The 18,482-nt window shown below is 72.0% G+C and carries 17 protein-coding genes and 2 pseudogenes; 10 read left to right on the forward strand and 9 right to left on the reverse strand.

Annotation, left to right across the window (positions count from 1 at the left end; genetic code table 11):
• The first annotated feature begins 153 nt into the window (after positions 1-153).
• The 4 genes from ADK67_RS35365 (at position 154) to ADK67_RS35380 (ending at position 3,313) form a co-directional block, all read left to right on the forward strand.
• Positions 154-1,236 carry a polyprenyl synthetase family protein gene (locus ADK67_RS35365; protein WP_053720906.1) on the forward strand — a complete coding sequence of 361 codons (1,083 nt, stop codon included), beginning with the start codon at positions 154-156 and terminating at the stop codon, positions 1,234-1,236.
• A gap of 5 nt (positions 1,237-1,241) precedes the next feature.
• Complete coding sequence (locus ADK67_RS35370; RefSeq protein WP_053720942.1) at positions 1,242-1,868, forward strand: ABC transporter ATP-binding protein; 627 nt, start codon at positions 1,242-1,244, stop codon at positions 1,866-1,868.
• Positions 1,865-2,935, forward strand: a complete 1,071-nt coding sequence (locus tag ADK67_RS35375) for an ABC transporter permease (RefSeq protein ID WP_053720907.1) — start codon at positions 1,865-1,867, stop codon at positions 2,933-2,935. The genes ADK67_RS35370 and ADK67_RS35375 overlap by 4 nt, the downstream gene beginning before the upstream one ends.
• Positions 2,936-3,013: 78 nt before the next feature.
• Complete coding sequence (locus ADK67_RS35380; protein ID WP_157621148.1) at positions 3,014-3,313, forward strand: hypothetical protein; 300 nt, start codon at positions 3,014-3,016, stop codon at positions 3,311-3,313.
• 524 nt (positions 3,314-3,837) lie between these two features.
• Here the strand turns inward: ADK67_RS35380 and ADK67_RS35390 are convergent.
• Both ADK67_RS35390 and ADK67_RS35395 read right to left on the reverse strand, forming a co-directional pair.
• The gene (locus ADK67_RS35390) at positions 3,838-4,992 is read right to left on the reverse strand and encodes an alpha/beta hydrolase (RefSeq protein WP_231648499.1); all 1,155 of its coding nucleotides are present in this window, start codon (positions 4,990-4,992) and stop codon (positions 3,838-3,840) included.
• 38 nt (positions 4,993-5,030) lie between these two features.
• Positions 5,031-5,813: a MerR family transcriptional regulator gene (locus ADK67_RS35395; RefSeq protein WP_053720911.1), complete on the reverse strand. Its 783-nt coding sequence runs from the start codon at positions 5,811-5,813 to the stop codon at positions 5,031-5,033.
• A gap of 148 nt (positions 5,814-5,961) precedes the next feature.
• Here ADK67_RS35395 and ADK67_RS35400 point away from each other — a divergent pair, with 148 nt between their 5' ends.
• Both ADK67_RS35400 and ADK67_RS35405 read left to right on the forward strand, forming a co-directional pair.
• On the forward strand, positions 5,962-6,696 hold the full coding sequence (locus ADK67_RS35400; protein ID WP_053720912.1) for a sugar phosphate isomerase/epimerase family protein: 735 nt from the start codon (positions 5,962-5,964) through the stop codon (positions 6,694-6,696).
• Positions 6,693-7,802 (forward strand): Gfo/Idh/MocA family protein, encoded by a 1,110-nt coding sequence (locus ADK67_RS35405; RefSeq protein ID WP_053720913.1) that lies wholly within the window; start codon positions 6,693-6,695, stop codon positions 7,800-7,802. The genes ADK67_RS35400 and ADK67_RS35405 overlap by 4 nt, the downstream gene beginning before the upstream one ends.
• Here the strand turns inward: ADK67_RS35405 and ADK67_RS35410 are convergent.
• Together ADK67_RS35410 and ADK67_RS35415 are read right to left on the reverse strand one after the other, a co-directional pair.
• Positions 7,783-8,373, reverse strand: coding sequence for a TetR/AcrR family transcriptional regulator (locus ADK67_RS35410; RefSeq protein ID WP_053720914.1), 591 nt, complete (start codon positions 8,371-8,373; stop codon positions 7,783-7,785). The genes ADK67_RS35405 and ADK67_RS35410 overlap by 20 nt on opposite strands.
• 140 nt (positions 8,374-8,513) lie before the next feature.
• Positions 8,514-9,764 (reverse strand): hypothetical protein, encoded by a 1,251-nt coding sequence (locus tag ADK67_RS35415; protein ID WP_053720915.1) that lies wholly within the window; start codon positions 9,762-9,764, stop codon positions 8,514-8,516.
• A gap of 279 nt (positions 9,765-10,043) precedes the next feature.
• On the opposite strand from ADK67_RS35415, the gene ADK67_RS35420 reads away from it, so the two are divergent.
• Together ADK67_RS35420 and ADK67_RS35425 are read left to right on the forward strand one after the other, a co-directional pair.
• Positions 10,044-10,862, forward strand: coding sequence for a sugar phosphate isomerase/epimerase family protein (locus tag ADK67_RS35420; protein WP_053720916.1), 819 nt, complete (start codon positions 10,044-10,046; stop codon positions 10,860-10,862).
• 44 nt (positions 10,863-10,906) lie between these two features.
• Positions 10,907-11,833, forward strand: coding sequence for a helix-turn-helix domain-containing protein (locus ADK67_RS35425; protein WP_157621151.1), 927 nt, complete (start codon positions 10,907-10,909; stop codon positions 11,831-11,833).
• Here the strand turns inward: ADK67_RS35425 and ADK67_RS35430 are convergent.
• The 5 genes and pseudogenes from ADK67_RS35430 to ADK67_RS35450 form a co-directional block, all read right to left on the reverse strand.
• A pseudogene (locus ADK67_RS35430) lies at positions 11,802-13,027 on the reverse strand (RNA polymerase sigma factor). The gene ADK67_RS35425 and the pseudogene ADK67_RS35430 sit on opposite strands and share 32 nt — an antisense overlap.
• On the reverse strand, positions 13,024-13,344 hold the full coding sequence (locus tag ADK67_RS35435; RefSeq protein WP_053720918.1) for a YciI family protein: 321 nt from the start codon (positions 13,342-13,344) through the stop codon (positions 13,024-13,026). Before ADK67_RS35435 ends, ADK67_RS35430 begins: the two are co-directional and overlap by 4 nt.
• A 68-nt stretch (positions 13,345-13,412) precedes the next feature.
• Positions 13,413-14,702 carry a PucR family transcriptional regulator gene (locus ADK67_RS35440; protein WP_063797839.1) on the reverse strand — a complete coding sequence of 430 codons (1,290 nt, stop codon included), beginning with the start codon at positions 14,700-14,702 and terminating at the stop codon, positions 13,413-13,415.
• 412 nt (positions 14,703-15,114) lie between these two features.
• Positions 15,115-16,317, reverse strand: a complete 1,203-nt coding sequence (locus tag ADK67_RS35445; RefSeq protein ID WP_063797840.1) for a DUF6801 domain-containing protein — start codon at positions 16,315-16,317, stop codon at positions 15,115-15,117.
• Between the two features lie 208 nt (positions 16,318-16,525).
• On the reverse strand, positions 16,526-17,068 hold the full coding sequence (locus tag ADK67_RS35450; protein ID WP_053720943.1) for a hypothetical protein: 543 nt from the start codon (positions 17,066-17,068) through the stop codon (positions 16,526-16,528).
• A gap of 203 nt (positions 17,069-17,271) precedes the next feature.
• Between ADK67_RS35450 and ADK67_RS35455 the strand changes: the two are divergent.
• Both ADK67_RS35455 and ADK67_RS35460 read left to right on the forward strand, forming a co-directional pair.
• A pseudogene (locus tag ADK67_RS35455) lies at positions 17,272-17,803 on the forward strand (hypothetical protein).
• Positions 17,800-18,480, forward strand: a complete 681-nt coding sequence (locus ADK67_RS35460) for a fibronectin type III domain-containing protein (RefSeq protein WP_053720920.1) — start codon at positions 17,800-17,802, stop codon at positions 18,478-18,480. Before ADK67_RS35455 ends, ADK67_RS35460 begins: the two are co-directional and overlap by 4 nt.
• Positions 18,481-18,482: the final 2 nt, after the last annotated feature.

Raw genomic sequence — 18,482 nt, forward strand, 5'->3', positions numbered from 1 at the left:
GTGGGCCGCCGGTGCCGCCCCACCGGTGTTAGCTTCGGAGCGCCCGGGAAGTGACCACGTCCGACCGCCGGAACGTGACCGTGTGCACCCACCGCGCTCCCCGCTCCCCGCGTCCTCGCCGGAACCGGTCTTGTTCGCGCCTGTGGAGGTTCCATGACTGTCATCGACGCCGTGCGCGGCGACCTCGCCGAGGTCCGCGCGCAGGTGGACGCGACGCTCGACCGCTTCCTGGTGGAGAAGGCGCGCACCGCGCCCGACCCGTGCCTGCCGCCGCTGGTGGAGGTGCTGCGGGAGTTCGTGGCCGGCGGCAAGCGGCTGCGCCCCATGTTCTGCCACTGCGGTTTCCTCGCCGCGGGCGGCTCGCCCGACGACCGCGCGGTGACCTGGACCGGCGCGGCGTTGGAGATGTTCCACACCTTCGCGCTGGTGCACGACGACATCATGGACCGCTCCGCGCTGCGCCGCGGCCGCCCGACCGTGCACCGGGTGCTCGCCGAGCGGTTCCTCGGCGACCACCACGACGACGGGACGTCGGCCGAGCGGTTCGGCGTGAGCCTCGCCATCCTGGCGGGTGACCTGTGCTTCACGTGGACTGACGAGATGCTGGACCGGGCCGGCGTGGACCACGCGCGGTGGCGCGAGGTGCGGGCGCTGCTGCACACCATGCGCACCGAGCTGATCGCCGGGCAGTACCTGGACCTGGGCGGCGACCCGCGGTCCACGGCGGACCCGGTGCGGTCGGCGTGGCGGATCATCCGGCTCAAGACCGCCCGGTACACGGTCGAGTTGCCGCTGCGCATCGGCGCGGCGCTGGCCGGCGGCGACGCGGCGGTCATGCGGGCGTGCGGCGCGTACGGGCGGCCGGTCGGTGAGGCGTACCAGCTCCGCGACGACCTGCTCGGGGTGTTCGGCGACCCCAAGGTGACCGGCAAGCCGGACCTGGACGACCTGCGCGCCGGCAAGCCGACCGTGCTGATGGCGCTGGCCCGGCAGCAGGCCACCCCCGAGCAGCGCGCGGTGATCTCGGCCCTGCACGGCGATCCGGAGCTGGACGAGGAACAAGCCGAGCGGCTGCGCGACGTGGTGGTCTCGACCGGCGCCGCGGCGCGGGTGGAGCGGCTGATCACGATCCGCGCCGACCGGGCGCTGGGCGCGTTGCGCTCGTCGTCCATGGACCGGGCCGCCAAGGCGCCGCTGGCCGAGCTGGTCGCCCACGCGACCCGCCGCGCCCGGTGAGCGGCATGTCCACACCGGACTTCACGCTGCGCGCGGTCGACCTGCACAAGGCGTTCGGCACGCGCCAAGTCCTCCGCGGCGTCGACTTCTCGTTGAAGCGCGGGGAGATCATGGGCATCATCGGCGAGAACGGCGCGGGCAAGACGACGTTGCTGCGGGTGCTCTCCGGCGAACTGAAGGCCGACCGCGGCGCCGTCGTGCACCGCGACCGGCTCGGCTACTGCCCGCAGCGGATCGTGGTCAACGACGAGCTGACCGTGGAGCAGCACCTGCGCTACTTCCAGTGCGCCTACCGGCTGACGTCGCTCGAACGGGCGCAGGAGCTGGTGGAGCGGCTGGACCTGGCCCGCTACCGGCGCACCAAGGCGGGCGTGCTCAGCGGCGGCACCCGGCAGAAGCTGAACCTCGTGCTGGCGCTCATGCACGACCCGGGCGTGGTGCTCATGGACGAGCCGTACCAGGGCTTCGACTGGGACAACTACCTCGCGTTCTGGTCGATCACCAAGGAGCTGCGCGACCGCGGCCAGTCGGTGCTCGTCATCTCGCACATCGCGCACGACGTGGAGCGGTTCGACCGGCTGCACCGGCTGCGCGGCGGACAGGTCGTCGAAGAGGCGGGGGTGACGACATGAGCGTTCTCACGTCGGTCGTGTCGGACTTCAAGGCGTACAAGGCGTCGCTGGACGACCAGACGACGTGGCAGGCGTCGTTGCTGAAGGCGATCGGGTTCGAGGTCGCGCAGCACGTGCGCAACCGGCTGGCGCTGGCGCTGGTGGTGTTCTTCATCCCGGTGTGGCTGGGGATCGTGCGCGCGATCATCCCGTCCGACACCGTCGAGTACCACTCGCGGGTGACGCGGGGGCCGTTGCCGGTGAACGCCAACGAGCTCGCCATGGTGTCCGGCGCGATCAACGCGGTGACGTTGATCATCGGGTTCATGATGTTCGCCGCGGTGCGCCGGTCGAGCGCGTTCGACCAGCGGCTCGTGCTGGCCGGTCACTCGCGGGCGTGCCTGCTGGCGGCCAAGCTCGTCGGCCTGCTGCTGGTGTCGGCGGTCGTCGCGGGCTACGCCGGGCTGGTCATGGCGATGTACTGGGACCCCGTGCAGCCCGGGCTGATGACGCTCAGCCTGTTCACCAGCGGTCTGACGTACGGCGGGCTCGGCATCGTGCTGGGGCTCGCGCTGTCCACCGAGCTGGCGGGCATGTTCGTGATCATCATGGTGTCGCTGGTGGACGTGATGGTGCAGAACCCGATCATCAACCCGGCCGACACGCAGGCCGTGGTGCGGTTCCTGCCGACGTACGGGTCGATGCAGGCGGGGGCGGCGGCCGGGTTCACGTCGCGGGGGGCGGTCGGGTACGCGTCGCTCGGGTTGGTGTGGTTGACGGCGTTCGGGTTGATCGGGTTGGTGGCTTTTCAGCGGCGCACCAGGGATCACGCGCGGCACGCGCCGTCGGCTGAGCCGGCGGCGGCGGTGACGGTGTCGACGCGGGCGGATGGGTCGTTGGTGGTGACGTCGATGGCCGGGCCGGTGGTGTTGTGCACGCGGTTGGCGCAGTGTCCGGTGGGGTGTGAGGCGCCGGCGGGGGTGTCGGCAGCGGCGGTCTCGTCGGCGGGGGCAGGTGCGGTGGCGGGGGCAGGGGCAGGGGCGGCGCCGGCGAGGCCGCGGCGGACGCGGCGGGCGGCGACGTCTTGATGTCCGGCACAGCTCCGCGTCGGATTCGCGGCGCGGTGGTTCCGTTGTTGGAAGTGCGACACCGTTGGAGGCGACACCATGCGATTCACGCGAGTCAGTGGACTGGCCGGGTTGGTCACGGCGGCGGCCCTGTTCGGGTTCGGGTTCGGGCCGCAGGCCGGGGCGGATCCGTTGCAGGAGCAGATGGGCGCGGTGCAGGGGCAGGCGTGCGGGTACGGCGTCGGTTTCCTCGGCACCACGCCGTTCGCGCCGATGGTCGGTGTGGCTTGTACACCGCCGCAGGGGGGTGGGGCACCCGTTGAGATGCCTGTCGAGGCGCTGGCGGAGGAAGCGATGCCGGTGGATGTCATGCCCGAGGACGTCATGCCGGCTGAGTAGGTGATGTGCCGGCCTGGCGTGCTGGAGTGAGGGTCGGTGGTGCTGTTCGGCTCGATTTGACATGGGGCCCTTACGGGCACTCCAGGCAGGCCAAAGCCGGCAGGCCCGGCGGGGTAAAGCGTCCCGCCAGCCCGAACCCATGTCAAATCGGGCCTCTGCGGGGGTGTGGCGGGTCCGATGTAGCGTCGGTTGGGTGAGGCCGTTGTTGTTGCTGGGTGTGGATGGGCCGTTGTTTCCGTTTGCCGCTCGCACGCCGCCGGACGGGTTTGTGGAGCACCGGTGGCGGTTGTACCGGTGGGGCGGGCGGTGCAGCGGGTCTGGTTGAACCCGGCGCACGGGCCGGCGGTTGGGCGGTTTGCCAGGGAGCGGCCGTTGGTGTGGTTGGACGATGATTTTGACCTGTTCCCGACTGCGCGGCGGGCGTTCCTCGATCGTCGTCGTGACCCGACTGCCCTCATAGCGGTCGATCCGGCTACTGGCATTACGGCTGATCACTTGGCGGCGGTGGAAGTGGCGCTCCGGTCCTAGCGCAGGTGGTGGTCGAAGAAGGTGACCACGTGGCGGCGGACGGTTGGTACGGCGACGGTTGGGTCGATGGTGCCGACCATCGCGGCGAGTCCGATGGTGTCCATCAGGCCTGCGGCGTGCATTTGTGGTGCTGTGGCGGCGAAGTCGGTCAACGTCCAGTGGTTGGCGTCGGCGAGAATGTGCTGTTGGACGCCGTGGTGGGTGAGCATTGCGGACCACGCGCGGCGGTAGCGGTCGGTTTGGAAGCCCTCGGTGCCGAGCAGCAGCAACGGGCGGTTGACCCCGTGCTGGGCGACGGGCAGGAGTTCGCCGTCCTGGCCGGGCTGCTCCGGGTGGTAGTCCAGGAAGCCCTCCATGTTGATCGCGGCGTCGATTCGGCGGCCTTGGTCCTCGTGCATGGCCTCGGCGGCGATCGTGCCGCCCAGGCCTTGGCCGTACAGGCCGATCCGGCGCAGGTCGAGGGTGCGGGCGAGGTTCTTCGGGAGGGTGCGGCCCTCGGCGTCGGGGTTGCCGCCTGAGGCCAGGATCTCCAGTTGGTCGAGTACGAAGGCGGTGTCCGTGAGGCGGGTGGCGATCACGGCTCGGTAGAGCGCCGGATCGGTGCTGGGGTCGCCAGGCAGGGCGAACCGCCGCGGGCCGGTCGGCAGGTCGACGCTGAAGACCTCGCCGGGGTGGTCGACCGTCACGACGACGTAGCCGCGGCTCGCCAGTTCCTCGGCGGTGGTGGTGCCGAACGCGCGTGGCTCCGACAGGCCGGGGCTGTAGAGGACGACCGGTCGGCGGGTGGGGCGGGCCGGTGCGTCCACGTGTGAGTGGGTGAGGGTGGCGGCCCAGTCGACGCCGCTCGTCGGCAGGTGCTTGAACGCCACCGGCGCGTACCACGAGAAGTCCGCTGCGGCGGTCGGGGTCAGCTGTGGTGCGACCGGGTGGTCGCGGACGTTCAGCGCCGGGTAGTGCACCGAGATCACCACGTCGCGGGGCCTGCCGTCGGTGGACCACGGGTCCGGGCGGTCGGCGTCCACCAGGTGCAGCGTGGTGACGCCGACGTGGTGCGGGCCGGTCGGCGAGGGCAGGGTCAAGGTCAGGTTCTGGTCCGCCTCGGCGACGCCGGTCAAGGTCGCGGTGAGGACGGCCAGGGCTGCTATGGACACACTCGTCCTGTGGAGCATTTCTCCCCCGTTTGTGTTTTTCAGTCGGTTGACAGGGCTGCGTACATGCGGGCCAAGTAGTCCCACAGTTCGTCGCCCAGGTCGTCGACCCGTTGGTCCGGCAGCACGTCCCGCAGCACGCCGTGGCCGCTCTCGCGGAAGAACGCGCTCATCGAGCGCAGGATCTCCCGGTCGCCGGCGGCGAACGTCTCGCCGACGTCGACCAGCCGTCGAGCGGTCCGGCGGACTTCCGGGTCGTCCACCGGGTCGCCCGCGCGGTAGTGCCCGACGATCTTCGCGAGCACGTCGCGCCATTCCTCGTCGAGCTTCTTCCGGGCGTCCGGACCGATCTCGAAGGCGTGCTGGTCCAGGAATTCGCGTTGGTCCCGGGTGAGGTGACCGTCGAAGACCGTGGTGCTGCCCAGCAAGGCGAGGAGCCGGTCCGGGTCCGGCCGGGTCGGGCTGGTCAGCTGGGCGAGCAGGCCCCTCGTCTGGCGGCGCAACGCGTTGAGCCGCCACACCTGCTCGTCCAGCTGGGCCAGGTGCCCGGCGAGCACCCCGGCGAGCGGTCCCGGGTCGGACGTGCCCGCGAGCACGCCGCCGATCTCGTCCAGCGACATGCCGAGCTGCCGCAGCAGCCGGATCTGGTAGAGCCGGTGCAGGTCGGCCTCGGTGTAGCGGCGGTGGCCGGACGGCGTGCGCTCGCTCGGCCGCAGCAGGCCGAGTTCGTCGTAGTGGTGCAGCGTCCGCACGGTCATCCCGGCGACCTTGGCCAGCGCGCCGACGCTCCACCGCGGCTGGTCGAGCCCCCCTTCAGCGCTCATGCGACCGACCCTAGGACCTCACGTGACGTCAGGTTCAAGTCTTTTCACGAACGGGTGACCGTGGCAGGCTCTGGTAGGGATTTCTACCAAGTGGTAGAAATTTGTGGGAGCGCTTCCATGCACGCCAACGCGACGTCAGGAGCCCGTGATGAGCAGAACGTCCGTGCAGCTGTACTCCGTCCGCGACGCGTTCGCGGCCGATCCCGGCGACACCCTGCGGCGCCTCGCCGCGATCGGCTTCGCCCACGTCGAGCCCTACGGCGTCCTGGAGAACGCCGACGTGCTGCGCACCGCGTTGCCCGAGCACGGCCTCACCGCCCCGACCGCGCACGCGCAGCTCATCGGCGCCGACCAGCACGCCGTCTTCGCCGCCGCGGCCGAGTGCGGCATCGAGGTCGTCATCGACCCGTACGTGGACGCGGAGCGGTGGCAGGACCCGGCGGACATCGCGGCCACCGCGTCCGCGCTCAACGCCGCCGCCCGGGTCGCCGCCGAGCACGGCGTCCGCGTCGGCTACCACAACCACTGGTGGGAGTTGGCGTCCCGGATCGACGGCCGCAGCGCGTTCGAGGTGCTGGCCGACCAGCTCGACCCCGAGGTGGTGCTGGAGGTCGACACCTACTGGGCGACGGTCGGCGGCGAGGACGCGCCCGCGCTGCTGCGCCGCCTCGGCGGTCGGGTGCACGCGATCCACGTCAAGGACGGCGGTCTCGCGCAGGACGCGTCGGGCCAGGTGCCGGCGGGGCAGGGGAGCGTGCCGGTGGCGGACGTGCTGGCCGCGGCGCCGGACGCGTTGCGCGTGGTCGAGTTCGACGCCTACGACGGTGACCTGTTCGTCGGCCTCGCCGAGAGCCACGCGTTCCTCGCCGAGGTCGAGGCGTGAGCGCCCCGGTCGGCGTCGGGGTCGTCGGCACGGGCGTCATCAGCGACGAGTACCTGCGCAACCTGACCGCGTTCCCGGACCTGCGGGTGCTGGCCGTCGCCGACCTCGACCCGGAACGGGCGGCGGCGCGGGCGGCCCGGCACGGTGTGCCGCGATCGTCCACTGTGGACGAGCTGCTGGCCGACCCGGACATCGGGATCGTGGTCAACCTGACCGTGCCCGCCGCGCACGTCGCGGTCAGCCTGGCCGCGGTCGAGGCCGGGAAGCACGTGTGGGTGGAGAAGCCGCTCGGGCTCGACCTGCGCAGTGCCCGCGACCTGCTCGACCGGGCCGCGCAACGGGGTCTGCGGGTCGCGTGCGCGCCCGACACGCTGCTGGGCGCCGGGTGGCAGACCGCGCGGCGGGCCGTCGACGCCGGGCGGATCGGGGAGCCGCGCACCGCGCTGGCCCTGTTCCAGACGCCCGGCCCGGAGAGCTGGCACCCCGCGCCCGAGTTCCTGTTCCAGGCGGGCGGCGGGCCGTTGCTCGACATCGGGCCGTACTACCTGACCGGGCTGGTGCACCTGCTCGGCCCGATCCGCCGGGTCACCGCGACCGGCAGCCGGTCGAGGGACACGCGGGTGATCGGGTCCGGGCCGCGCGCGGGCGTCGAGTTCGCGGTGACCGTGCCGACCACGGTGACCGCGCTGGTCGAGTTCGAGCGGGGCGGGAGCGCGCAGGCGGTGTTCAGCTTCGACTCCGCGTTGTCGCGCACGGGTTTCGTGGAGGTCGGCGGCACGTTGGGCACCGCCGTGCTGCCCGACCCGAACCACTTCGACGGCACGACCGCGTTGCACCTGTTCGACGGCGTGCAAACGCTTGCGGCGCAAGGACACGCGGCGTCCCGCGGCACGGGCGTGCTGGAGCTGGCGCGGGCGGTCCGGGCCGGTGAGCCGGAACGCGCGTCCGGCGAACTCGCCTACCACGTGCTGGACGCGATGCTGGCCATGGAGGAGTCCATCGCGCTGGGGCGTCCGGTGGACGTCGGCAGCACGGTCGAGCCGCCGCCCGCGCTGCCGGTCGACTGGGACCCGACCGCGCCGACGTTCAGTCGAGCGGAACGGTGAGCAGCGTGCGCAGGTAGGACCGCAGCAGGCCGACCAGGTCGACCTCGTCCGGCGTGGTCAGCCACTGGACCTGCAAGCCGTCCATCAACGCGATGAACGTCAACGCCGCGGTCGCCGGGTCGACGTCGGGGCGCAGCTCGCCGCGGTCCGCCAGCGCCCGGAACGAGCCGACCACGCCTTCGCGGGCACCCCGGTAGTGGCGGACGAAGTAGTCGTGCGCCGGGTGGTCCGCGGCGACGGCCTCGGCGGCCAGGCGCGAGTAGAGGTCGACGATGCCGGGGTGGCGGACGTTGTGCTCGGCCAGGGCGAGGAAGTGGCGGAGGACGTCGAGGCCGGGGGTGGCCTGCAACCGCTCCCGCTCGGCGTCCTCCGCGTCCCGCCGTTCCAGCACGGCGGCGAGGAGCGCTTCCTTGGTGGGGAAGTAGTACAGCAGCCCGGCGTGCGTGATCCCGGCGCGCTTGGCGATCTCGCGCAACGAGGACCCGTGGTACCCGGCCTCCCCGTACACCGCGACCGCCGCCGTGATGATGTCCTCGCGGCGGATCCGGCCTTTCAGATAACCGCCGGTCACGGGCTCGCCGTCGTCTCGCGCACGCCGACATCATGCCGCACGGTCATGCCGGGGGCGTCTCGGCGGACGTGCCGCCGGGTGATCGGCGATGGGGCTTCCGCCTCGGCCGTCTTGCGACAACTCCGACGGCGGTGCCCGACTCACGTCGGCGGTGCCGGGGTCCACGTCCTGAGCCGTCCGGCCGCCAGTTCGGCGAACCTGCCGGTGCGCGGGTTGTGCGCGTTCGGCGCGAAGCCCTCGACCACGCCGGTCCGCGCGCCGGCCACGGGGTCCCAACGCTCCAGCCCTGCCGCCGCGCGGACGTAGAGCACGCCGTCGTGCCCCCACATCCGGCCGACCGGGCCGGCGAACGCCGTCACGCGCCGCGCGTCCACGACGTCGTGCACCTCGACGCCGGGCACCGCGGGGCGGCCGATCGGCTGCAGCACGGCGGTGCGCTCGTCCAGCCACGCCATCGGCACGTCCCACACCTCCCGCACGGCGAGTTCCCTGCCGTGCTCGGTCGCGTGCACGTCGCCGCCCGGCCACGCCGCCACGTCGTGCACGACCGTCACCCCGTCCGGGCCCCACGTCCAGCCGTCGTCCAGCAGCCATCGGCCCGACGGGTCGAGGAGCAGCGCGCCGTGGAAGTAGTCCAGGTAGTGCTCGGGTTTCGGGTCGTCGCCCGACCACGCCGTGACCCGCTCGGTGAGCAGTCGACCGGAGGTGAGGTCGAACGCGTCGAGCCGGTTCCAGTCGGTCGCGGCGACGACGACCGCGTCCCGGTCCACGCCGGCGAACGCGACCGGGAAGCTGGAGTGGCGGTAGCGGTAATCGCCCCGGTCCAGGGCCAGCACCGGTGTGCCGGTGACGAGGTCGAGCACGACGCCGTGCCGGCCGAAGTCGGTCACCACCGCCGCGTGCCGCCCGTCCGCCGAGGTGTGCACCGCCGGGCGCGGCGGGTCGGCCGACCGGAGGTCCGACGGTTCGACGGGCAGCGACACGGGCGCGACGAACGACGACGTCCCGTCACCGTCGACGCGCACCAGCCCGGCCTCGGCGAGGACCAGCCAACCACCGGGCAACGCCGCCACGCACCGGTCGTCGAGCGGCTCGACCGCGCAGTCCGCGGTCGTCCACGTGCCGCCGGGGTCGGTGTCGTGGTGGCGGATCTCCGGGTGCCCGATCCAGCCGACGACGTCGCCGCAGTCGTCCAGCCGCTCCGCGCACCCGACGCACAGCGCGATCACGGGCGGGTCGTCCTGCTTCGCGCACGCCTCGCACAGCCCGTCGTACGCCAAGCCGACCCCGGTGAACCGCCCGTAGTGGTCAGGGGGTTGTTCGGCGACGAGGTGCGCGCAGCCGCGGAACCCGGCGGCGTACGCGGCATGCCCGCACGGCTGCACGTCCACCGGCCCATTGTGGACCGTCGGCGCGTCCGGTGTTGACGGACCGTGCTCGCGGAGACGTCCACTTTCGGCCATTCGGGCACGGCTTTTGTCTACAGCCAGCAAAAGTCTTGCGCACTTCGATCGGTTCTGAACAGAATTGCGCTCGCGTTCCAGCTGTGAGCCGGACCACAGAACCACCGTTCCGACGGCATCGCCGACGATCACCGACGTGTGGTTACGCAACGTCCGCGTCAAGGACCTGGCCGGCTGACCGAAGCCCACCTGATCGAGGAGTCACCCATGCCGTCCCGCCGCACGTTCCTCGGCAGCGCCCTCGCCACCGGCGCGGCCGTCGCCCTGCCCGCCGCCGCGTCCGCGTCCGACCGGCCGCGCCGTCGGGTGCCGAAGGAGTCGATCAGCATCCAGCTCTACACCTTGCGGGGCATCATGGGCGACGACCCGGAGCCCGTGCTGTCGGCGTTGGCCGACATCGGCTACCGCAAGGTCGAGCTGGCCGGCACGTACGGGCGCGGTGCGGCGGAGTTCGCGGGCGTGCTGCGGCGGTGCGGGCTGCGGGCGACGTCCAGCCACGTCGGCATCGACGGCGACCTCGACCAGGTGATCGCCGACGCGCGCACGTTGGGGCACAAGTACGTGGTGGTGCCGTGGGTGAACCACTCGACGTTGGCGGAGTGGCGGGCGTTCACCGCGCGGTTGGAGGCGGCGGGGGACAAGCTGCGGCGCGCGGGGTTGAGCCTCGGCTACCACAACCACGCGCACGAGTTCGCCCCGATCGAGGGCACGCGGCCGTTCGACGTGATCACGGCGGGCACGTCGCGGCGCAACGTGCACCTGGAGGTGGACCTGTACTGGGCGGTGGCCGGTGGGGTCGACCCGGTGGCGGTGTACCGGGCGCACTTCCCGCGCGTGCGGCAGTTCCACGTGAAGGACCGGGCGGCCGACGGGTCGTTCGCCGACCTCGGCACGGGCACGATCGACTTCGCGGCCATCTTCCGGGCCACGAACGTGACCGAGTACATCGTGGAGAACGACCAGCCTCGGGACGCCCTCGTCACCGCCCAGGTCGGGTACGACTACCTGGTCGACCTCCGGTACTGACGCCCGCTTGCCCGTGACGGCGGGCGACCGCCAAGATGGCGCGCGTGACGTCGCAGGGTGCCCAGCCGGATTCGGTGCGTGATGTGGTCGAGTTCGTGGCGCTGTTGCGGCAGCTCAAGGAACGGTCGGGATTGACGCTGCGCGGGCTGGAGGAGAGCGCGGCGGCGCAGGGCGAGGTGCTGGCCCGCAGCACGGTCGCGGACATGCTGCGCAAGGACAGCCTGCCCCGGCCGGAACTGCTGGCCGCGTACGTGAAGGCGTGCGGGGTCGCGCAGCCGGAGCCGTGGTTGCGCGCCCGTGAGCGGCTGGCGACGGGCGTCGTGGCCGAGGTGTCCGCGCCGCCGCCGGCTCGTCCTCCGTGGCGGCGCCCGTCGGTGGTGCTGACCGCCGTCGTGGTGGTCGCGCTCGTGGCGACGGCCCTGGTCCTCCAGTGGGGAGGGGCGACCTCGCCGGACGCCGCGGTGACCGGCGGGACGACCCGGCCGGGATCCGATCCGCTGACGCTCCCGCCCGGCGGCAGCCAGGTGCGCATCCACGCGGCCGGCGCGCCCGACCTGTGCCTGACCGAGGGCCGCGACAGCACCGGCGCCTACCCGACGGAGGTCGCGGCCCTCCGGCCGTGCCCGAGCCGCGGACCGCGGGTGTTCCTGCACCCGGTGGACGACGAGTTCGCCACGATCAAGTGGGAGCACCCGGTCGACCTGGCCATCGGGTGCCTGACCGTGCTGCCCTCCGGCCCGGCGATCCACCTGCTCGAACCGCGGAACGTCTGCTCCGACGACAACCTCGACCAGCTGTTCCGCGTGGAACGGGTCGACGGGGATCGCTACCGCTTCCGCTCGGCGGTCGGTTCGGCGTGCATCGGCCTGCGCGGCGGCACGGCGAGCGAGGGCGCGGAGGCGATCCGCGAACCGTGCGCCGCCGAACCCGACCAGGAGTTCACCGTCGACCTCGTCCCCGCAGGCGGCTGACCACGCGGGCGAGGTGGCGGCGTTCGGCGTCGGTGGGGGCCAGGGCGCGGGCCTGCTCGTAGGCGGCGAGCGCCTCGGTCGTTCGCCCCAGGCGGCGGAGGAGATCCGCCCGGGTGGCCGGGAGCAGGTGACCGGGCACCTCGTCGGCGAGGTCGTCCACCAGTGCCAAACCGGCCGCGGGGCCGTCCGCCGCGGCCACGGCCACCGCCCGGTTCAGCCGGACGACCGGGGACGGGACGAGCTTGGCGGTTCGCCGTAGAGCAGGGCGATCTGGGGCCAGTCCGTGTCCTCCGCCCGCTCGGCCGTGGCGTGGCAGGCGGCGATGGCGGCCTGCACCTGGTACGGCCCCGGCCGGCCGCGGCGCAGCGCCGAGTCCAGCAGCGCCACGCCTTCCTCGACCTGCCCGCCGTCCCACCGCGACCGGTCCTGCTCGTCGAGCGGCACGAGGTCGCCCGCGTCGTCGAACCGCGCGTCCCGGCGGGAGTCCTGCAACAACGTCAACGCGAGCAGGCCGACCGCCTCCGGCTCGTCGGGCATCAGCGCGACCAGGGTGCGCGCCAGCCGGATCGCCTCCACGCACAGGTTGCGCCGCACCAGCTCCGCGCCGCCGCTGGCCGCGTAACCCTCGTTGAACAGCAGGTACAGCACCGCCAGCACGCCACCCGTGCGTTCGGGCAGCAGGTGCGCGGGCGGCACGCGGTACGGGATGCGGGCGTTGCGGATCTTCTGCCGCGCCCGCACCAGCCGCTTGGCCATCGTCGCCTCCGGCACCAGGAACGCCCGCGCGATCTCCGCCGTGGTCAGCCCGGTGACGGTGCGCAGCGTCAGCGCGACCCGCGCCTCCAACACCAAAGCCGGGTGGCAGCACGTGAAGATCAGCCGCAGCAGGTCGTCGCCGATGCCGTCGGCCTCGTCGGGCGACTCGTCGAGCACCGCCACCACCTCCCGCAGCTTCGCCGCCTCCACGCTCGACCGCCGCAACCGGTCCAGCGCGCGGTTGCGGGCGGTCGTGGTGAGCCACGCGCCGGGACGGCGGGGGACGCCTTCGCGCGGCCAGCACTCCAGCGCCCGCGCGAAGGCGTCCTGCACGCACTCCTCGGCCAGGTCCCAGTCGCCGGTGAGGCGGATCAGCGTCGCCACGATCCGCCCCCGTTCGGCCCGGAACAGCTCCGAGACCTCCGCGTCGACCGTCATCCGGTGTAGAACGGCCGGACCTCGACCGAGCCGTACCGCGCGCACGGGTGCCGTGACGCGATCCGGATCGCCTCGTCCAGGTCGGCGCAGTCGACGACGTCGTAGCCCACGATCTGCTCCTTCGTCTCGGCGAACGGCCCGTCGGTGAGCAGCACCTCGTCACCGCGCGTCCGCACGGTCGTGGCGTCCTGGACGGATCGCAGCTGGGAGCCGTCCAGCCGCCTGCCCTCGACCTCGGCCAGCCACTGCTCGATGGTCGGATCACCCGCCGTGGGCTCGATCGTGTCGTCGACGCAGATCAGCAGCATGTACTTCATCGGTCTCTCCCGTCGTCCGGTCGCATTCCACCACTACGACGAACGGGATCCGCCGAGGAGGACACCGTCTACCCGGAGGTCTTCGCCTGGCTGGAAGCGCGCTTCGCCGGCGTGCCCGCGCGCGGCACCTGCTGAGCGTCGCGCGCCCGGCGGAGCAACCGGCGGGCGCGCAACGCGATCTCCAGCGCCAGGCGCTCGTCGGGGTCGGCCAGCCGGTCGCCGAGCAGCTCCTCGAGCTGGTGCATCCGGTACCGGACGGTCTGCGGGTGCACGTCGAGCCGGTTGGCGATCTCGCCGATGCCGCCGCGCGTCTCCAACCACGCCAGCAACGTCGTCTCCAGCCGTTCCCGCTGCTTCACCGTCAAGCCGTCGAACGCCGCCAGCGCCCGCCTGCTGAGCTGGCCGACCAGGAACTCGTCCGACAGCAACGCCAACGTGGCCAGGTGGTCGTCGCACCACGTCACCGGCACGGCGGGCAGCAGGCCGCGCCGCACGAACCCCAGCGCCCGCCGCGCGCACGCCAACGACTGCCGCGCCTCGGCCAGCGGCACCGTCGGACCCACCGCGGCACGCCGACCGCGCAGCTCGAGCGGCAACCGTCCCCCGGGGTTGGCGACCACCAGGCACGGCGTGGAACTCTCCAGGTCCACCAGCACGTCGCGGCCCAGCGTCACCGATGGCAGCTGGTGCTGGTCCTCCCGGTACTCCAGCGCCACGACGGCGACCCGTTCCGGCAACGGCCAGTCCGTCGTGCCCGCCAGGTCGGCGAGCGACCTCGGCGACGGCGGCTGCTCGGCCAGCACCAGCTTCAGCAGCTGCCGCCGCCTGCGCTCCAACGCGCCGCTCGCGTTGGCCTGCGCCTCCGAGTAGCCCTCGATGGCCACCCGGCACAGCTCGTCCACCCACGCGAAGATCGCGTCGGCCACCACGAACAGGGTGTCGGTGGAGACCCCCATCGCGCGGCCGTGCTCGCTCAGGTGCCGCCACACGACCCGCGCCCCGACCCGCACCGCGGTCTGCAGCGAGTCCATCGTGCGGCCTTCGAGGTATTCCATCCGCCCGCTGTAGCGCAGCACGGCCTGCCAGTCGGCCTGCGCCGCGTCCGGGTTGGCGATGTTGTCGAAGCACTTCACGATCGCCATCTCGACCGCGCCCACCAGCACCTCGCGGAACTTGCCCTCCAGCGGCTGGGCGTACGCGGGCACGCTCCGGCGGATCTCCCGCACCACGTCCCGCACCAGGACGCCCGACAGCGGCGCCAGCTTCTCGGCCAGCTCGCCAGGGATGGTGGACCACAGCTGACGTGCCGCGCTGTAGGTCCGCGGGTGCGCCAACCCGCCGTTCAGTGAGCTCGTCATGCCGCCTCCGGCTTGCGCGAAGCACCGCCCTGGGACTTCGCCCGGCCGACCATAAAATCATCCGCTATGGTGTGTCAAATATTCTTTCGGGCACTGAACTGCGTTCACTCTTTCGAGTGATGGGGCGGGTTGTACGAGCATTACAACTTTCGTTTGAAAAACGCGCACCCGGATGACAAGTCGGCTTGCCGGCCTGGACCGGCGGGTTCAGGTTAATGCACTGTGCATTGCCCCTGTCGTATTTCCCGGGAGGTGTCGGTTTGCGAAAGATGTTCTCATTATCGGCGGTCGTGATCGTGCTGGCCGCGGACCGGATCGCGGGCCGCCCGGCGACGTCCGGCTGCTGACCGGCCCGGGACGCGCGGAGACCGCCGGGGTCGGACGCGGCGGTCTCCGGTTGTAGTCCGGATGGCTACGCGGTCTTCGCGGTGAGCGCCAGGTCGATCGTGTTGTCCGGGCCCGCGGCGAAACCGCTGACGACGTCGTTGAGCGGACCGCAGCCCGTCAGCGGCGGGATCGTGTACGTGCCCGCCGGCTTGCCGCCCTTGAGCGGGTCGAAGCCCGCCGCCGAGGCCAGGCCGATGTCCGCGGGCGTGGTGGTGCGGCAGTTCGGGTCGTTGCTGATCGGGATGCCGAACGCGGTGACCGACGGCAGCTTGATGGTGACCTTCGAGGTCGACTTCACCGCGCCGGCCGTGAGCGTGCCCGTGGTCTTGCCCTCCGGCGCGAACTCGATCTTCGACTCCACCGGCACGAACCCGAAGAGGCTGAACTTGCCCGAGGTCGGCGGCAGCACCAGGTCACCGGTGAAGTTGCCGGTGGCCAGGTCCAGGTCGGCGTTCAGGCTGCCCGGGCCGAGCGCGACCGAGCCGCCCAGCTTCTTGATCGTCGACGTGCCCTCCAACGAGTAGGCGTACTTGATGCCGCCGGGAGGTGTCGTGGTCGTTGTCGTGGGCCGGGTCGTGGTGGTGGTCGTGGTGGAAGTGGTGGTCGTCGTCGTGGTCGGGCCGCCGCCGCCCGCCACGTCGAACCGGATCAGCGTCGGGTCCTGGCCCGGGTCCAGCACGCAGTGGGACGTGAACGTGCCGAGGCCCGTGTCGGTGCCGTCGGCCTTCTTCGGCGTCAACGTCGTGCTGTAGTCGCCGACCGTCACGGTCGTCGTGCCCGCCTTGGGGATCACCGCGGTCGGCACCGGGCCGCTCGCGACCACGTCGAACGCGCCCTCGGCGGGCACCGGCGTCTTCGGCACGGTCAGCCCGGGGATCTTGATGTCGAGCTTGCTGCCCGCGTTGTCCAGCGTCACGCCCGCCTCGGCGGAGCCCTCCACCGTCGCGGCGCCGACCAGCGTCAGGCCCTGCGTCGCGGTCGGCGGCACGGTGACCGTCGCGGAGAAGTCCGTGGTCGTCAACTCGCCGCCGACCGACGTCGGCGCGTCGATCGTGGCGCGGATCCGGGTGGCCGGCACCTGGTTGCCGATCAGCGGGAACGGGCAGGTGAACGTCAGCGTCTTGTCCACCTGGACGGGTGCCGCCGAGCCGGTGCCGACGCCGGCCAGCAGACCGGCCACGACGAGCCCGGACGTCACGCCCGCGCCCAGTGTTGTCCTCAACCTCACGGGTGTTCCTTCCTCGAAATCTGCCGTAAATGTGCCGACTCGACGGAAGCTAATGAGGTGCGCGGACCACCGGCAAGAGAAGCCCGGAAAACCTTCGAAATTCGCTGAATAAGGTGACGGACATTGTTGCGGTGCCGATCGCGGCACTCACGTGGTGACAAGAAAGCGCCGGGTGCCACTCGTGTTCGCGCGAATAATCCCGGCGACCCTAGTCCTCTTCCCTGGCCTCGCCGCGGCGGCGCATGAAGGTGAACCCGGGGATGCCCAGGATCGCCTGCCGGACGTCGTTGGTGACCTCCAGCAGCTGGTGGATGTCCGGTCCCACGCGGTCCAGCGTGGCCAGGATCGGCAGCACGTCCTCGATCAGGTGCTTGGTCAGCACCGGCAGCTGGTCGACCAGTTGCACGGCGGCGTCCACCTCGTGCGGCGACAGGTCGTCCACGAACCGCTGCGCCAGCGGCTGCGCCTTCTTCGCGATGGGCGCGTAGCTGTCCAGCAGCTCCCGTGACGTCCGGGCGGTGCGGCCGACGTCGGTCGTCACGTCCTCGGCCGTCGCGGTGACCGCCTTCGCCCGCCCTACCAGCGTCTCGGTCTCGTGCAGCACCCGTTCGGTGCGGGTGACCAGCTCGTCCGCCCGGCGCACGACGGCTTCCGCCGCGCCGAGCAGGTCGAGCACCCGGCCGGGCACCGACACGGCGGTCTCGACGGTGGTCCTGGCCAGGCCGAACAGGGCGCGTGGGGTCAGTTCCATGCCGTCCACTCTGCCGCACGCGGGCGTGTGCGACCTCAGGGAAGTCCCTGACCGCGCGCTCCTTGTCCGAGTCGTCCAGACCAATTACAGTGGCCTGCGCCACCGCCTCGACCCTCTCCGGCCTGCCCGGGGAGTCGAAGGAGGCACGCATGCCCGGAACGCTCCGAGCCCTGGTCGGAGCCGTGCTCGCCGGTGGTCTGCTGATGGCTTCACCGGTCGCGCACGCCCAGGTCGAACCAGGACCGTGGACCTCGTACTCGCCCACGTTCACCGTGCAGGAACGGGGCTGCGGCGACGTCGCGGACCTCACGTTCCGCCTCACCTGCTCCACCGCGCGCCGAGCGCCGGTACGCCACCTACACCGGGGGCACCCGCCAGTTCGAGGGGTCGTTCCGCATCACCAGCCTCGGCGGCACGCGCGTCAGCCTGAAGCAGACGTTCCACGAGTCCGCGGCCGGCCCGTTCTTCATGCTGGCCGTGGAACGGGGCGGACGGCTGTACGCGGTGCACGGCGGCGCGACGGTCGCCACGGGCGCGACCGTCGGCACGACCGTGCGGGTGAACACGGTGCACGCGGTCGGCAGCCAACACCGCACCTACATCAACGGATCGTTGAAGCACACGTATGACAGTCCCGGTGGCAGCTTCTACGACAAGTTCGGTGCCTACCGCACCAACAGCGGGCAGGGGCCGGCCACGGTCGTGTGGAGCGGCATCCGGTTCTGGCGCAAGTGAGGCGTCTCCTCGCGGTGTCGGTGCTGCTCCTGGTCTCGTGCGGTGTCTCGTGCGGCCGGGAGCGGCACCCGACGCTCACCGCCACGTTGACCACGCCGACCGACGTCTCCCTGGTGTGGGAGGCCGAACCGGGCGCGGCGGGGCAGGTGGTCGAGTACGCCCACTCGCCCGACGAGGCCTACACGGTGCTGGAGTTCGTGCCGCCCGACCGGACGACGTTCGTGCACCCGGACCTGATCCCGCAGACCCCGTTCTACTACCGGGTGCGGTCGTTGCACGGGCCGGCGTCGGCGTCCGTGGACGTGACGTTGCCGCCCGGCGCCGAGGTGCCGTCGTCCGACGGCCACGACTGGGCCGCGCCCGTGACCGGTCCGAGCGGCTCGCGTCCGGTGCGTTCGGCCGACGCCGGCGCCGCCGACTTCCGCGCCGAGGTCAAGCACGCCAACGGAATCCTGTTCACGTGGACCGACCGCGCGGAGGGGGAGGAGGGGTATCTGTTGGAGGTCAGACCGGCCGGGGCGGAGGACTTCTCGGTGGCCGCGCGGCTCGACCCGGACGTGCGGTCGTTCGGGCTGATCACGTTGCCGACGGAGAAGACCGCCACCTACCGCGTGCGTGCCTACTACTACGGTGCCACGTCCGACGTCGCGCACCAGAAGACCGGAGGTGAGGTCTAGGT

The organism is Saccharothrix sp. NRRL B-16348 (genome assembly GCF_001280085.1).
In the GTDB taxonomy this organism is placed as follows: Bacteria; Actinomycetota; Actinomycetes; order Mycobacteriales; family Pseudonocardiaceae; genus Actinosynnema.